General features: G+C 70.1%; 15 protein-coding genes. 10 read left to right on the forward strand and 5 right to left on the reverse strand.

Annotation, left to right across the window (positions count from 1 at the left end):
* Positions 1–182: 182 nt before the first annotated feature.
* Positions 183–1064, reverse strand: a complete 882-nt coding sequence (locus tag ACWED2_RS11710) for an aldo/keto reductase family oxidoreductase (protein ID WP_449690400.1) — start codon at positions 1062–1064, stop codon at positions 183–185.
* Between the two features lie 90 nt (positions 1065–1154).
* Between ACWED2_RS11710 and ACWED2_RS11715 the strand changes: the two genes are divergently transcribed.
* Positions 1155–2009, forward strand: coding sequence for a LysR family transcriptional regulator (locus ACWED2_RS11715; RefSeq protein ID WP_449690401.1), 855 nt, complete (start codon positions 1155–1157; stop codon positions 2007–2009).
* A gap of 172 nt (positions 2010–2181) precedes the next feature.
* On the opposite strand, the gene ACWED2_RS11720 is transcribed toward ACWED2_RS11715, so the two are convergent.
* On the reverse strand, positions 2182–2325 hold the full coding sequence (locus ACWED2_RS11720) for a hypothetical protein (RefSeq protein WP_449690402.1): 144 nt from the start codon (positions 2323–2325) through the stop codon (positions 2182–2184).
* 52 nt (positions 2326–2377) lie between these two features.
* Here ACWED2_RS11720 and ACWED2_RS11725 point away from each other — a divergent pair, with 52 nt between their 5' ends.
* Complete coding sequence (locus tag ACWED2_RS11725; protein ID WP_449690403.1) at positions 2378–3214, forward strand: hypothetical protein; 837 nt, start codon at positions 2378–2380, stop codon at positions 3212–3214.
* Positions 3215–3263: 49 nt separating this feature from the next.
* Here ACWED2_RS11725 and ACWED2_RS11730 read toward each other — a convergent pair whose 3' ends face one another.
* Entirely contained in the window at positions 3264–3860 is a 597-nt protein-coding gene (locus ACWED2_RS11730) for a TetR/AcrR family transcriptional regulator (protein ID WP_449690404.1), read from the reverse strand.
* Positions 3861–3911: 51 nt separating this feature from the next.
* On the opposite strand from ACWED2_RS11730, the gene ACWED2_RS11735 reads away from it, so the two are divergent.
* From ACWED2_RS11735 to ACWED2_RS11755, 5 genes are read left to right on the forward strand one after another with little or no spacing between them, the layout of a single operon-like run.
* Entirely contained in the window at positions 3912–5123 is a 1212-nt protein-coding gene (locus tag ACWED2_RS11735) for an amidohydrolase family protein (protein ID WP_449690405.1), read from the forward strand.
* 10 nt (positions 5124–5133) lie between these two features.
* Positions 5134–5988, forward strand: a complete 855-nt coding sequence (locus tag ACWED2_RS11740) for an alpha/beta hydrolase (protein ID WP_449690406.1) — start codon at positions 5134–5136, stop codon at positions 5986–5988.
* A gap of 22 nt (positions 5989–6010) precedes the next feature.
* A complete protein-coding gene (locus tag ACWED2_RS11745; RefSeq protein WP_449690616.1) occupies positions 6011–6772 on the forward strand; it encodes an FAD-dependent oxidoreductase in 762 nt (253 codons plus the stop codon).
* A 9-nt stretch (positions 6773–6781) separates the two neighbouring features.
* Positions 6782–7237 carry a MarR family winged helix-turn-helix transcriptional regulator gene (locus ACWED2_RS11750; protein ID WP_449690407.1) on the forward strand — a complete coding sequence of 152 codons (456 nt, stop codon included), beginning with the start codon at positions 6782–6784 and terminating at the stop codon, positions 7235–7237.
* The gene (locus ACWED2_RS11755; protein WP_449690408.1) at positions 7234–7836 is read left to right on the forward strand and encodes an NADPH-dependent FMN reductase; all 603 of its coding nucleotides are present in this window, start codon (positions 7234–7236) and stop codon (positions 7834–7836) included. Before ACWED2_RS11750 ends, ACWED2_RS11755 begins: the two co-directional genes overlap by 4 nt.
* A gap of 236 nt (positions 7837–8072) precedes the next feature.
* Here ACWED2_RS11755 and acpA read toward each other — a convergent pair whose 3' ends face one another.
* Positions 8073–9764: an acid phosphatase gene (gene acpA, locus ACWED2_RS11760; protein WP_449690409.1), complete on the reverse strand. Its 1692-nt coding sequence runs from the start codon at positions 9762–9764 to the stop codon at positions 8073–8075.
* Positions 9765–10150: 386 nt separating this feature from the next.
* Here acpA and ACWED2_RS11765 point away from each other — a divergent pair, with 386 nt between their 5' ends.
* The gene (locus tag ACWED2_RS11765; protein ID WP_449690410.1) at positions 10151–11599 is read left to right on the forward strand and encodes an arabinofuranosidase catalytic domain-containing protein; all 1449 of its coding nucleotides are present in this window, start codon (positions 10151–10153) and stop codon (positions 11597–11599) included.
* Positions 11600–11636: 37 nt separating this feature from the next.
* Here ACWED2_RS11765 and ACWED2_RS11770 read toward each other — a convergent pair whose 3' ends face one another.
* Positions 11637–12260, reverse strand: a complete 624-nt coding sequence (locus ACWED2_RS11770) for a TetR/AcrR family transcriptional regulator (protein WP_449690411.1) — start codon at positions 12258–12260, stop codon at positions 11637–11639.
* A 149-nt stretch (positions 12261–12409) separates the two neighbouring features.
* Between ACWED2_RS11770 and ACWED2_RS11775 the strand changes: the two genes are divergently transcribed.
* Positions 12410–13207 carry an alpha/beta fold hydrolase gene (locus ACWED2_RS11775; RefSeq protein ID WP_449690412.1) on the forward strand — a complete coding sequence of 266 codons (798 nt, stop codon included), beginning with the start codon at positions 12410–12412 and terminating at the stop codon, positions 13205–13207.
* A 35-nt stretch (positions 13208–13242) separates the two neighbouring features.
* Positions 13243–14358, forward strand: a complete 1116-nt coding sequence (locus ACWED2_RS11780; protein ID WP_449690413.1) for an FAD-dependent monooxygenase — start codon at positions 13243–13245, stop codon at positions 14356–14358.
* Positions 14359–14387 lie beyond the last annotated feature (29 nt).

Consider the following 14387-nt stretch of genomic DNA (forward strand, 5'->3'; position numbering starts at 1 on the left):
AACCGCCGGCCGATCGCCCGGCTGATCACCAAGGACATCGCCGCCGCGGCCGGCGCTGTTGCCGACTGGCGTGACCACGCGGCCGCCGCCCTCAGCGCCCTTAAGGCCACAGTGGACACCGGAGGGCCGGCGTGTCAGTCGACCTCAGGTCCTGGCCCGGGCAAACCCGCGCGCTACCGGAATCACGGCCGGCCGATTCGGTCCAGCTCGGCCAGATCGTCGGCGGACAGGGTGGTTGCCGCGCCCGCGATGTTCTCGGTCAGGTGCACGACCGACGAGGTGCCCGGGATGAGCAGGATGTTCGGTGCCCGGTGCAGCAGCCAGGCCAGGGCGATCGACATCGGCGTCTTGCCCGATCGGGTGGCGACGGCCGACAGCGTCGAGGACTGCAGCGGGCTGAACCCGCCGAGCGGGAAGAACGGCACGTAGGCGATGCCGTCGCTCGCGAGGGCGTCGATCAGCCCGTCGTCGTGCCGATACGCGAGGTTGTACATGTTCTGCACGCACACGATCGGTGCGATCGCCCGCGCTTCGGCGACCTGCTCCGGCGTGGCGTTGGAAACGCCGAGGTGCCGGATCACGCCGTCACGCTGGAGCTCGACCAGGGTTTCGAACGCTTCGGCGAGCGAGCCGGGCTGCGGTCCCTGCGCGTTGCCGAGGCGGAGGTTGACCAGGTCGAGCCGCTCGACGCCGAGGGTCTCCAGGTCCTCGTGAACAGCCCGGCGCAGTTCGGCCGGCTGCCGCGCCGGGGGCCAGCCGCCCTGTTCGTCGCGGCGCGCGCCGACCTTGGTCACGATGTGCAGCTCGTCGGGGTAGGGGTGCAGCGCCTCGCGGATCAGCTCGTTGGTGACGCGCGGGCCGTAGGCGCCGGAGGTGTCGAAGTGGGTGATGCCGAGGTCGGCGGCCTTGCGCAGGACGGCGAGCGCGCCTTCGCGGTCGGCGGGCGGCCCCATGACCCCGGGGCCGGCCAGCTGCATGGCGCCGTAGCCGAACCGGGTCACGGTCAGCTCGCCCAGGGACCAGGTGCCACCGGGCAGGGAAAGTTCGAGTTGATCAGTGCTCATGCCGTCGATCCTCACCCGCCGGCGGGCGCGGCGGCCAACACCGATCCGGTGCGCTGTGATACTCGCGAGGTATCACAGCTACCCTGTGGCATGGACACTTTGGAGACCCGCGAGCTGCGGTACTTCATCGCCGTCGCCGACGAACTGCACTTCGGCCGGGCCGCCGAACGCCTCGGCATCGCCCAGCCCCCGTTGTCCCGGGCGATCCAGCAGCTCGAGCGGCGTCTCGGCGTCACGCTGCTGGAGCGCAACCGCCGCGGTGTCTCGCTGACCGGCGCCGGGGAAATCCTGCGGCAGGAGGGCCGGGTGGCGCTCGACGCGACGGCCGCCGCGGTCCGTCGCACCCGCCGCGCCGGCGACCAGGACGGCTCCCGCGGCCGGCTGGTGCTGGCGGTGAAGGCGGGCGCGTTCCACGAACTGCTGAACAAGCTCCTCGACGCCTACGCGGCCGAGCCCGGCGCCGCCGAGATCGAGGTCCTGCCGAGCGGAACGTGCGAGCAGGAGGAGATGCTGCGCGACGGCCGCGCCGACGTGGCGCTCATGCACACGCCGTACAACTCCTTGACCGGGTTCGACAGCGTCGCACTGATGACGGAGCCGCAGGTGGCGATCCTGCCCGCCAGACACCCCTTGGCCAAACGGAAGACGTTGTCCCTGAACGACATCGCGGACGTGCCCGATCTCCCGCTCGCCCGCTGGGCCGGCAACGGCACCCACCAGCCCGGCCCGGGACCCGAAATCCACGACCAGACCCAGCTGGCCCAGCTGATCGCCCTCGGCCGCACCGTGGCGGCTTTCCCGGAGTCCGCGCGCACGTGGCTGTGGGAGGAGCACGCGGCCGTCCCCTTGAGCGACGCTCCGCCGGTCACGACCCACATCGTCTGGCCGGCGCACAGCCGCTCCCGCGTTCTCGCCGAGCTGATCCGGACAGCCTCACGACTGTGACGGCACCGCCGGGGTCCACGGGCGGTATCTCGGTGCCGGACTACCTGTTCGCCGGTGCCTCGGTTCGCCAGCCGAGCAGGATCGCGCGGAGCGCCTGCTCGGCGAGCCGCTGGGCGCGCTCGTTGCCGACGGTACCGAGACAGCCGAGCGAGGCTATGCCGTAGAGCGTGCCTCAGATGATTTCGCAGGCCTCATCGGGGTCGGCCAAGACCACGTCGTGTGCGTCCGACCAGGCGGCGAGCAGTTCCTTCAGGACGGCGATGGCCGGTTCCGCGGCGTGCCGGCGCTCGTCCGCGTCGACCACGGTGCCGTTCATGACCTCGTAGAGGTGGGGGTGCTCGCCGGCGAACCGGACGTACTCGGACGCGATGCGCAGCAGGCGCCGGTCGATACCGGGCTCCTCGGCGGCCTGCCGGAACTCGGCCGGCAGCCTCTACGCCTACGGACCGCAGCCCGGCGACCGGATGAACGAGCACACTCCCCTGGCCGCCACCGGGCGCAAGGGCCGCCTGCGCAAACGGATGTGGGAACAGGCCCTCGCCGCCGGTATCCGCACCGTCGAAGTCCGCGGCTCCGACTACATCGGCAAGGACACCAACGGCATCTACTCCCTGCTGATCGCCCCAGCGCTGGAGAAGGGCCGTGCCGCGTGGATCACCGGGCACCTGGACATGCCGCACACCTTCACCTTCAACGGCGACATGGCCAGAACCCTGGTGACGCTCGCCGAGGACGAACGCGCATGGGGCCGAGCCTGGCACGTGCCATCCCCGCCGGCCGTCACCATCCGCGAGCTCGCACGACGCTACGCCGTCGCCGCGAGCCGGCCGCCGATCGAACTGATCCAGCTGCCACGCTTCGTGATGCGCACGGCCGGGCTGGTCGTCCCCATCGCCCGCGAGATGGCCGAGATGGACTACCAGTGGTACGCACCATTCCACATGGACGCGACAGAGACGGCGGACACCTTCGGCCTGACCGCCACCGACCTCGACACGGCCATCCACGACCAGGTCGCGCGACCAGCGGCGAACACGCCGGCGAGGGACGGCGAACGAACATGTGAGCAGCTTGCCGATCCCTGCCGGCCGGTGGGCTCGCCACCGCGCACCCACCTCCGGTCAGTCGACGAGCGGGGTGGCAGGCTGTCATGGCGGCCGGCGCAGGCACCGAAGTCGTGTCAAACCGGTTCGACGAGTGCGTGACGGGTAAACGTCGAAAAGACTTATCTGGTGGCGAAAGACAGCTCCCTGCTCAAGGCCCCGGAGGGGTCCGGGGAACGGATCGGTCCCTGCTCATGCGCAGGATCATGGCGACCGCATCCTCCGAGTGGGCGGTGGGCGTCAGAACCTCCTGCAAGAGCAGGCCACGCATCGCGGCAACGGTGACGACGGCCAAAGTCAGCGCCTCCTCGGCGTCGAGTCCTTCGCGTTCCGCGAGCGAGGCCAGCATCTTGGTCAGGTCGTCGAGCGAGTCGATGAACTCACGAAAGTCCTCTGGGTCGTACGCGGCCAGTCCTACGACGTGGAAGAAGCCACGGACACGCGACAGCTGTTCCGGGCGGGTGTAGGTCCGCCAGATCGCCACGACGAGGTCGTCGAAGGTGCCTTGCCGGGCGGCCTTGAGCAGTGCCTCGTTGTCGCGAGATCGCTGCGCCTTGAGCATGGCCGCCAAGACGCCCGGGAGTGACCCGAAGTGGTACCGCAAGAGGGCGTGGCTGGTCCCGGCCCTGGCGGCGATCTCGCGGAGCGACACCTCCGGTGCGGGAAGGGCCTCCCCGAAGGCGTCGAGAAGCCGGGCCAGGAGACGCTCGCGGGCGTCGCCGTTGCGTTCCGTGCTTGACACGATCACTCTCACAGTTTATCCATTGGAAAAGAGAAGCGCCAGTGGAGGGAACGGCTCGTGGGACGGTTCCAGGTGGTCGGCGCGACGGTCGTCGACGGGTCGGGTCGCGACCCGGTCGACGTCGACGTCGACATCGAAGACGGGCGGATCACCCAGGTCGGTGCCTCCGGCGCACGCGGCGAGCGCCTCGATGCCGGCGGCCTGACGATGACGCCCGGCCTGATCGACGCGCACGTCCACTTGGGCTTGTCGAGCCCGATCCAGCCGCAGTTCTCGTTCCGGATCAGCGCCGCCGAGCTCGCGGCGGACATCTTCACCGCGGCCGGCGCGACACTCGACGCCGGCTTCACCACCGTGCGGGACACCGGCGGAGTGGACGGCGGCCTCGTGACAACGATCGCGAAGGGCAAGGTCAGGGGGCCGCGCGTGCTGTCGTGCGGGCCGGTTCAGTGCCAGATCGGCGGGCACGGCTACTACGGCGCCGACTGGGAACCCACCGCGCTGTGGAACAGCCACCACCTGCCCGGCCTGTGCGCACTGTCCATGATGTCCGGCAACGCGGACGAGCTGCGGCGCAACGTGCGCGAGGCCTTCCGCCGCGGAGCCTCCTTCCTGAAGCTCTGCGTGACCGGTGGCGTGGTCGGCGCGCACGACCGGCTGACCGACACTCAGTTCACCGTCGGGGAAATCGCCGTCGCCGTGCAGGAAGCCGCGGCGCGGGGCACCTACGTGACGGTGCACGCCCACAACAACGACGGCATCCGGAACGCGGTCGAGGCCGGGGCGCGCTGCGTCGAGCACGGCACCGACCTCGACGAAGCCACGGCCACCCTGATGGCTGCTCGCGGGGTGGCGCTCGTGCCCACGTTCGCCGTCGTCGAGCAGTTGCTGCACGACACCGCCGGAGCGGGCCTCGACGCATCGACCCGCGATCGGGTGCTGGGTGTTCGCGAGCGGATGACCGAGGCGCTCGCTGCCGCCAAGGAGGCCGGAGTGCGGATCGGGCTGGGTTCCGATCTCATCGGCCCGGCGCAGGACCGCCGGGGCGAAGAGCTCAGGCTGCGCGCGAAGCTCGAAACACCCATGGACGCCCTCGTGGCGGCCACCAAGACCAACGCCGAATTCTCGGCCTGTCCGGCCAAGTCGGGGTCATCGCTCCCGGCGCGCAGGCAGACCTCGTGTTGTGGAACGGCAACCCGGTCGAAGACCCGGAGCCGTTCGCCGATCCCGCCAATGCCGTCCTCGTCCTCCAGGCCGGCCGAATCGTGAAGGACCTTCGATGAGCACCATGTGGCAGGGCTGCCTCGCCGACACCGACTACTTCGAGCTGCGTTCCGGCAACGGGCACGACTACGGCGTCTGGGTCACCACACCACCGGGCTACGACCCCGCCACGACGCAAACGCCTGCCGTGTACGTACTCGACGGCAACTGGGCCGTGGGCATGACGGCTCCGCTCATCGTCACCCAGAAAGACCCCATGCAGCAGATCCGGCCCTACATCCAGGTCAGCGTCGGCTACGCGGGCGAGGACGCGCAGCACTGGGCACGGCTGCGCAACAGAGATCTCGTGCCACCCGGCGAACCCGTCGCGCAGGAGTTCGTCGACGCCGTGGAGACGGCAATCCGGACGGGCGCGATGACCCGCGAAGAAGCCGACGCCTACCTCGCCGAATTGAAGCAAACCCACGCCGATGCGTTCCTGGGCTTCCTCACCGGGGAACTTCACCCGCGCATCGAACGCGACTACGGCACAGCCGCGAGCGGTCACGGCCTCTTCGGCTACTCCTACGGCGGGCTCTTCAGCCTCTACACCTGGCTCACCGGCAACACGCTCTTCGAGACCATCGGAGCGGGCAGCCCCGGTGTCGTCGGTGAAGACAGCCAGATCTTCGCGATGCTCGAAAAAATGGGTGACAGCCTGCCTTTCGCCAAGCTCCACCTGACCGTCAACGACCGGGAGCTCCTCGGAGACTTGCCCGTCTACCAGAACCTCACGAAGAACGCCGCTACCGTCCTGCACCGCCTGACCGCCCGCGGCGGAGCGGTCACCAGCGCGGTCCTGCGCGAAACGCACGTGACCGGCCTGCAGGCCTCGTTCCTCAGCTACCTCAGGACCTGCCGTGCCCGGTGAGCGCCCGAGTATCGATGTGGTCGTGATCGGGGCCGGGGTGATCGGCTCGTCGATCGCCCTCGAGCTCGCCCGGGCGGGGCACCGGGTGATCGTGCTCGACCGGGCTCCGGGGGCGGGGCAGGGGCCGACCTCGGCATCGAGTGCGATCGTCCGGTTCAACTTTTCCACCACCGCCGGGGTGGCGACGGCGTGGGAGGCGCACTTCGGTTGGCTCGACTGGGCCGGCCACCTCGGGCACGATGTCGGCGACCTCGCGGTGTTCCGCAAGAGCGGGCTGGTCATGCTTGACGTCGAGGCAGCTCCGCGGACGTCGTGGCTCTGGCCTAGCGCGTTCCGGGCATCGACGCCGGCCGCTACTGGCCGCCGAAGCGGCTCGACGACGAAGAATTCTGGGAGGACGCGAAACACTCGCTCGGTGGCGTGTACACCCCGGATGCCGGTTACGTCTCGGACCCGAGCCTCGCCGCCTGTGCCGTCGTGGTCAACGCGGCGGCCCTGGTCGGGTGCGGTGAACCGGTTGGCCGGCGTGGGTTCCGACTTCACGGTCGGGGTGCGCTTGAGAACGGCGCGACCACGCTACGGTCCGGTTCCGGGCCCCGCGCACCGGCCTGGAGATCGACCTGGGTGCGTTCTCCCGCAAGCGCAACCGAAACGCCGCGAACTCGGGCACGGTGCTGGGCTGAGCCGGAAACTCGCCGAGATGAACCGGCTGCTTCAGCCGCGGAGAACCCCTGCGGCGCGGCGACCGGAACTGATAGTTCACGTATCGACTGTTCACATATAGACTGTCACCGTGAAGCAGCAACTCTCCCTGCACCGGGACCTGATGCGATACCTGCACCGGGCCGCGTTGCTGAGCGAACGGGCCGGCGATCGCCGGTTCCAGCAGCGGATCGGCATCGGACGGACCCTGTTCCTCGTGCTGCGGTCGATCGCCGACGCCGGCGAAGTCCCCCCGTCGCAGCAAGAGATCGCCGATCTCCTGAGCCTGACGAAGGGCGCGGTCAGCCGACACGTCGAGACCGCCCGGCAACGGGGATGGCTGGCCGTCACGACCTCGTCTGCGTCCCGCCGTGAGCACGCGTTGACACTCACCCCCGCAGGCCGGTCCCTCGTGACGGAAGGGCTGGCCGTGCAACGCGAGTACGAGCGCCTCGGCCGCGAGCACCTGACCGATGCCGCCATGGCCACCACGATCCAGACTCTGAAGACGATGTGCGAACTCCTGGAGACCGAGGAGCGGCGATGAGGATCGAGGTCATCCTCGGGAGCACCCGCCCCGGACGGCTCGGCGGCCGCGTCTGCCGATTCGTCATGGGCAAAGCCGCGCTCGTCGACGGCGCCGAGTTCACCGTGCTCGACCTGGCCGACCACCCGATGCCGTTCTTCGACGAGCCGCTCGCACCGCTGGCCAACCACGACCGCCGGCCCTCCCCGGCCGTGCGCGCTTGGCTCAGCGCCATGGCGGCCGCCGACGCCTATGTTTTCCTTACGCCCGAGTACAACCACGCTCCCCCGGCCGCGTTGAAGAACGCCCTGGACTTCCTGGCCACCGAGGCCGCCGGCAAACCCGCCTCGATCGTGTCCTACTCCACCAATGCGCACGGTGGCGCTCTGGCCGGCCAGCACCTGCGGCTGGCGCTGAGCAAAGCTGGCATGCTTCCCCTGGCCCAGAGCCTCCCCCTCGCCCACGCCGACCGGCTGCTCGACCCCACCGGCGAACTCGTCGAACGCTCCGAGTGGGCACGCCGGGTCGCCGAGTTCGTGCCGGCTTCCCTTCGCGATCTCGTCAACCACACCCGCGCGCTCAAGACCTTGAGCGAAGCGGCGGCGAAGCCAGGCAACTGAGCGACTTGCACACGCCAGTCGCACGCTCGTGCCTGCCCTGCTCGCGGCACATCGCGATCCGGTGCTGCGACGTCGGCTGACCACCTCCCTGGCCGACGAAGTGGAAGCCGAGCTGCTGGCGCCGCCTGCACAGTGCGGGCGGCAGCGCAGCAACTGATCGCTGCCGGCGGCGCGCACCACCCTCCGGATCGCGTCCGCGGTGACACCTATCCCGAAATCGACACCTCGGGCACCCGTCAGCTGCAGGAGGCGAGCAAGTCGGCCACCCGTGCGTCGCGGCTGCCCAAGGGAGCCAGGTGGAAGCGGTGTTCGATGGTGGCCATGATCGACGTGGTGTCGTGGGAGGTGTGGTCCACGCCGAACGGCCGGCGCAGCTGCGGCGAGATCAGCAGGGCGGGAATGCGGGTGCCCGGCCCCCACTGGTCGGCGGCGGCGTGCCGGCCGGCCGGGGGTGCCACGTGGTCCCATTGGCCGCCGAACTCGTCGTAGGTGACCACGATCAGCGTGTGCTCGGCGTCCGGGCCGTTCTCCACGGCCTTGATCAGGTCGACGAGGTGGCGGCTGCCGGCGTCCTCGCTGGCGTAGCCGGGGTGCTCGTTCTCCTCGCCGACCGGCTTGACGAAGCTCACCGGCTTGAGGTGCCCCGCCTTGGCGGCGCTGACGAACTCGACCTCGTCGCGCAGGTGGGCGGCGCGGGCCGCGGTACCGGGCGCCAGGCTGGCGTAGTAGTTGAACGGCTGGTGGTGGTACTGGAAGGTGGCGTCGGGGCAGTTCGGGTAGACCGCGCCCGTCGCGGTGCGCGGGCTGGTACAGGTGCCCGGGGTGGTGCCGTTGGTCCAGCCGGGGCCGCCGACGTTGCCGTTGGCGTTGTCCCAGCCGCCGGAGTACCAGGCCCAGTCCACTTTCGCGGCCGACAGGCGGTCGCCGATGGTCGGCGTGGTCTGCGGCGGCAGCCGCCGCGACGCCGGGGTGCCCGGCTGGTACGGCTGATACGGCGGCTGGACGGTGTTGACCGCGTAGTCGCCGCACACCGTCCCGGCCGGCGGCGCCCCCACGCTCGCGGGGACGACACAGCTGCCGTCGGCGTTCGCGGCCTGGGTCAGCGCCCGGTCGGCCGTGCCGGGCGTCGCCGGGTGCAGCGGGGTGCCCGCGGGGAACCCGTCCGGCCCCACGACCGAGTGCAGGTCGTCGGCTCCGCCGTCCCGCACCGCCCCCGGCCAGACCGGCGTGTTCGGGGTGATCAGCCACTGGTGGTTGAGGAACGACCCGCCGAACGCACCCTGGAAGAAGTGGTCGGCGACCACGTAGTCCGGCGCGTGCCGGCCGTGCAGGTACTCGTAGATCGGCAGACCGCGGGTGTCGTAGTGGCCCATGGTCAGCCCGACGGCGTCGCTGCCCGCGACGTAGCGGTCCATCGCGCCGCCATCGATCTGGTACTGCTCGTTGTAGAAGCGGTGGACCAGATCCCGGGTGCAGCCGCCGGGCAGCCCCTGCCCCTTGAGGACGCCGTTGGGCAGGAACACCCCCGGCGCCGGGCACGTGGTGTCGGCGGGTCCGATGTGGCGATCGATCTCGAACGGACGGTTGGCGAACGCCGAGCTGACCGGCGTCGCCCCGATCGTCCCCGTGCACGTAACCGGCAGCGGCGGCGAAGTGAGGTTCACGTCGTTCTGCGGCAGGCACGGCAACGCCCGGCCGTCCGGCGCGACCTGGGTCTGCGGGCGGGCGTGCCGGAGACCGTCGACACCTTCCCAGCCGCCGAACAGGTTGTCGAAGCTGTGGTTCTCCTCGTAGATCACCACGATGTGGTCGATCCCCCGGCCGTGACCACCGCGGTCGGGGTGCGCCGCGGCCGTTGCGGCGCTCGCCAGGAGAGCCGGTAACGCCATGGCGACCACGGCACCGCGCAGAACCGTCCAGGACTTCATCCCGCACCTCCAGGATCGACCGCTCTGCAGCCTCGTCCACCACAGCCCGGCACACAAGGGCCGGCGCGGGATGCCCGCAGTCCGCGTCTCCACCGTGCCGGACGGCGGTTTGTCCTCCCCAAGACACCTGACTGTGAAACTTTCCTGCCCGAGCCCCAGGTCCGGGGACGGGCAGGAACCCTGCCGTTGACCACTTTCGCGTCCGGGTCGTAGCATCCGGTCGAACCGGTTCGACGACTGTCCGTGCGACAGTGCCCGAGTACAGATCAGCCCGGGGCCGGCCACCCGCTTCCGTCGCGCACGCCTGCTTCGGTGCGTGCTCATTCCGCTTCGCGAGGCACGCACATCACGGCCCACCAGGGCACGCACGAAAGGTACCGGCAGCTATGACAAACCGATTCGGCCGGTTCGCGACCACCTTCGCGCTGGCCGTCGCCCTGGGAACCCCCGTCCTGCCCGCCGCCCAGGCCGCCACGACCGGACCATGCGACATCTACGCCTCGGGCGGTACACCGTGCGTGGCGGCACACAGCACCACCCGGGCGCTGTACGGCGCGTACAACGGCCCGCTCTACCAGGTCAAGCGGGCGTCGGACAACAGCGTGCGAGACATCGGCCCGCCCAGCGCGGGCGGTTCGGCCGATGCCGCCGCCCAAGACTCGTTCTGCGCCGGCACCACGTGTCTCGTCACCGTCATCTACGACCAGTCGGGCCGGGGCAACCACCTCACGCAGGCGCCGCCCGGCACCTGGCCCGGGCCCGCGCCCGGCGGGTGGGACAACCTCGCCGACGCGACCGCGGCCCCGGTCACCATCGGCGGGCAGAAGGCGTACGGCGTCTACATCTCCCCCGGCACCGGCTACCGCAACAACAAGACCAACGGCGTCGCGACCGGCGACCAGCCGGAGGGCATCTACGCCGTCGTCGACGGCATCCACTACAACAACTGGTGCTGCTTCGACTACGGCAACGCGCAGACGACCAACAAGGCCGACGCGCCCGCCATCATGGAGACCGTCTACTTCGGAGCCGACCGGCAATGGGGCTACGGGGACGGCAACGGCCCGTGGGTCATGGCCGACCTGGAGTGGGGGCTGTTCTCCGGCGTGAATGCGGGCCACAACCCCAACCCGAGCGTCAACCACCGCTTCGTGACCGCCGTCGTCAAGGGCGAGCCGAACCACTGGGCCATCCGGAGCGGGAACGCGCAGTCGGGCGGCTTGTCCACCGTGTTCGACGGGCCGCGTCCCAACGGCTACCACCCGATGAAGAAGCAGGGGGCGATCCTCCTCGGCATCGGCGGGGACAACAGCGTTTCCGGTGCCGGCACCTTCTACGAGGGCGTCCTGACCTCCGGCTACCCGTCGAACGCCACCGAAGAGGCCGTGCAGGCCAACATCACCGCCGCCGGGTACGCCCCGCCCGGGGGGAGCAACCCCCAGCAAGGCGTCCGGATCGCGGGCAGCGGGTCCGGCCGGTGCGTCGAGGTGCCGAACGGGTCCACCGCCAACGGAACCCAGGTGCAGCTGGCGGACTGCCGGAGCGTCGACGGGCAACGCTGGACCTACACCTCCGACCGGAAGCTCCAGGTGTACGGCACCAAGTGCCTCGACGCCAACGGTCAGGGCACCGCCAACGGCACCCGGGTGATCATCTGGGACTGCCACGGCCAGGCGAACCAGCAGTGGAACGTCGGCTCGAACGGCACCATCACCGGTGTGCAGTCCGGCCTCTGCCTGGACGCCGACGGCGCCGGCACCGCGGCCGGCACCAAGATCATCCTCTGGTCGTGCCACGGCGGCACCAACCAGCAATGGCAGCTGACGAAGGCGTGAGCGGCCGTGATCGGCCAACCCCCACGCGCACGCGGATCTACGGCGTGGTGGCGTGGAGTCCGGCCAACACGACGTCGACGATCTTCTGGGCCACCTCGCGGGTGAAGGGCCGGCGTCGCCGGTTGACATAGAGGTACACCGGCCCGGACAGCAACTCGGTGAGGAAGTAGCTGTCGACGGGTGGGATCTCTCCCCGGTCGACGGCATTGTCGAAGCGGCGGCGGGCGGCGGCGAACTGCTGGTCGTAAACGGCCCGGACAGCCTGGTCGAGGTCCTCGTTCACGGGAGCGGCGATGCCGGCCTGCGCCAGGGCCCGGCCGATCGGGCTGGACAGGCGTTCGGAGAACTCCACCAGGAAGTCGACGAGATCGCGGCGGAGGTCGCCGGAGTCGTGCAGTGACGCGGAATCCTTCGCGTACTGCGACAGCGCGTCGCGAACGAGCTCGACGCGGTCCGGCCAGTTCCGGTAGACGCTGTTCTTGTTGACGCCGGCGAGCTCGGCGATCTCGTCGTAGCGCAGCCCGGTCACCCCGTGGCGGGCGACGAGCTCCGTCGTCGCCGCGAGGATCTGCGAGCGCACCCGAGCGTTGCGACCACCCGGCCGCGCCGCCGTTCGCGCGCCGGCATCGGTCGTCTCTCCGGTCTCCCCGTCCTCCTGCACGCCGTTGATTCTCACATCCGCCCCCGGCTGGACACCCCGGCGGATCTCGGTTAGCTTAAAGAGACAAACTGTCTCTTTAAGGAAGTAAGCTTGTGAGATCCTCCTGTCCGAGCCCCTCGGACAACACGCCGCGGTCCGGGAACGACCGGATGAACGTGACCACGTCTTCGGGCGCGGTGAAGGCCAACGGGATCGAGATCGCCTACGCGGAATCCGGTGCCGGGGAGCCGGTGATCCTGTTGCACGGCGGCGAAAGCAGCCGCATCCAGTACGACACGTTCCGGCCCCTGCTCGGCGACGGCATCCGTGCGATCGCCTACGACCAGCGCGACTCCGGGGCGTCGACCAACCCGCCGGCCCCGTACGGCATCCCCGACCTGGCCGAGGACTGCGCCGCGCTGGTCAGGGCGCTCGGGTACGAACGAGCCCACATCTTCGGGTCGTCGTTCGGCGGCTTCATCGCGCTGCAGGTCGCGGTGTCGGCGCCCGAAGTCGTGCAGTCGCTGACCGTGGGCGCCACGTTCTCCGACGCGTCGGCCCTGCGGGCGCCCGCGGCGTCCGAGATCGTCAGACTGCCGCCGTCGCTGCGCGATGAGCGGATGCTCGCCTTCGCCCTGTCCGAACGCGGGCGGGCGGACGAGAAGGTCGTGGCCGAGCTCCGGTCGCTGCTGGTCCACCGCTCACCGGAGGCGGACGCACGGCGCTTGGCCGCGATCCCCGGCTTCGATCTCACCGCACGTCTGCCGGAGATCACGGCGCCCACCCTGCTCATCTACGGCGAGGACGACCCCGCGGCCACTCCCGAAGTCGGCCGGAAGATCGCCGACGCCATACCCCGGGCGAGGCTGGAGGTGATTCCGGGCGCGCGGCACGGGTTCACGGTCGAGTTCGCCGAAGACACCGCCCGGTTGCTGCGCGACTTCGTGCTCGCCCACCCGTCGCGCTGACCATCCCGCTCATCATCACCTTTTGGAGAACGCACATGAAGATCCTCGTCTCCGGCGCGGGTGTCGCCGGTCTCTCGCTCGGGCGTGCCCTCGGGGTGCGAGAGCACCACGTCACGATCGTCGAGCGGGCCGATCGGCTCCGGGGCAACGGTTCGCCCATCGACGTCCGCGGCGACGCGATCGGGGTCGTCGAGAAGATGGGCATCCTGCCGGCGGTCCGCGACGCACGGATCCGGATGACCGAGCAGGTGCACTTCGTCGACGAGAACGGCACGGCCGTGGGCCGGTTGCCCGACGACATCGGCGACTCGGCCGACGACATCGAGATCGCCCGCGAGGACTTGTCCCGGATCCTCGCCGACGCCCTGCCGGAATCCGTCGACCTGCGCCTGAGCGAGTCGATCAACGCGCTCACCGAACACGACGACCGGGTGGACGTGGAGTTCGCCTCCGGTGACCGGGACAGCTTCGATCTCGTCCTCGGCGCCGACGGGATGCACTCGGCCGTGCGACGGCTCGTGTTCGGCCCGGAGCAGGAGTGGATCCGGCACCTCGGCCTCTACACCGCCATCGTCGACATGCCCGCCGAGGCCGACGCCGAAGCCGAGCGGATCAACCCCATGTACAGCTATCCCGGACACCTGGCCGGCATAGCCCGGTTCAAGGACAGGGCGATCGGTCTGCTGATGTTCGCATCCGCCCGTCTCGACTACGACCACCGCGACGTCGAAGCGCAGAAGAAGATCCTGCTCGACCAGTTCTCCGAGTGCCGCTCGTGGAAAGTCCAGACGATCCTCGACGCGGTGCGCGCCGATCCCGACCTCTACTTCGACTCGATCAGCCAGATCCACCTGCCCACCTGGCACCGGGGCCGGGTCGCGCTCGTGGGCGACGCCGCCCACTGCGCGTCCCCGCTCGCGGGCCGAGGCACGTCCCTGGCGCTGACCGGGGCCCAGTTCCTCGCCGAGGAACTCGAACGGTCGGCCGGAGACCACGTCACGGCGTTCCCGCGGTACGAAGCACGCCAACGACCCTACGTCGAGTTCGCCCAGGGAACGGTCGAAGGCGGTGGCGCGCTGCTGGTGCCACTCACCGAGGAGGCGATCGTGGCGCGGAACCAGCTGCTCCAGCCGGTCGCAGCGGATCGGTAGCAGCACGCCGACGCCCGGCGGTCGTCGCT

Source organism: Amycolatopsis sp. NPDC005003, assembly GCF_053600695.1.

Bases quoted from the DNA above. Each gene is read 5' to 3' on its own strand.
- ACWED2_RS11710 (WP_449690400.1), bottom strand. From the start codon at position 1,064: ATGAGCACTGATCAACTCGAACTTTCCCTGCCCGGTGGCACCTGGTCC.
- ACWED2_RS11715 (WP_449690401.1), top strand. From the start codon at position 1,155: ATGGACACTTTGGAGACCCGCGAGCTGCGGTACTTCATCGCCGTCGCC.
- ACWED2_RS11720 (WP_449690402.1), bottom strand. From the start codon at position 2,325: ATGAACGGCACCGTGGTCGACGCGGACGAGCGCCGGCACGCCGCGGAA.
- ACWED2_RS11725 (WP_449690403.1), top strand. From the start codon at position 2,378: ATGCGCAGCAGGCGCCGGTCGATACCGGGCTCCTCGGCGGCCTGCCGG.
- ACWED2_RS11740 (WP_449690406.1), top strand. From the start codon at position 5,134: ATGAGCACCATGTGGCAGGGCTGCCTCGCCGACACCGACTACTTCGAG.
- ACWED2_RS11755 (WP_449690408.1), top strand. From the start codon at position 7,234: ATGAGGATCGAGGTCATCCTCGGGAGCACCCGCCCCGGACGGCTCGGC.
- acpA (WP_449690409.1), bottom strand. From the start codon at position 9,764: ATGAAGTCCTGGACGGTTCTGCGCGGTGCCGTGGTCGCCATGGCGTTA.
- ACWED2_RS11765 (WP_449690410.1), top strand. From the start codon at position 10,151: ATGACAAACCGATTCGGCCGGTTCGCGACCACCTTCGCGCTGGCCGTC.
- ACWED2_RS11775 (WP_449690412.1), top strand. From the start codon at position 12,410: ATGAACGTGACCACGTCTTCGGGCGCGGTGAAGGCCAACGGGATCGAG.
- ACWED2_RS11780 (WP_449690413.1), top strand. From the start codon at position 13,243: ATGAAGATCCTCGTCTCCGGCGCGGGTGTCGCCGGTCTCTCGCTCGGG.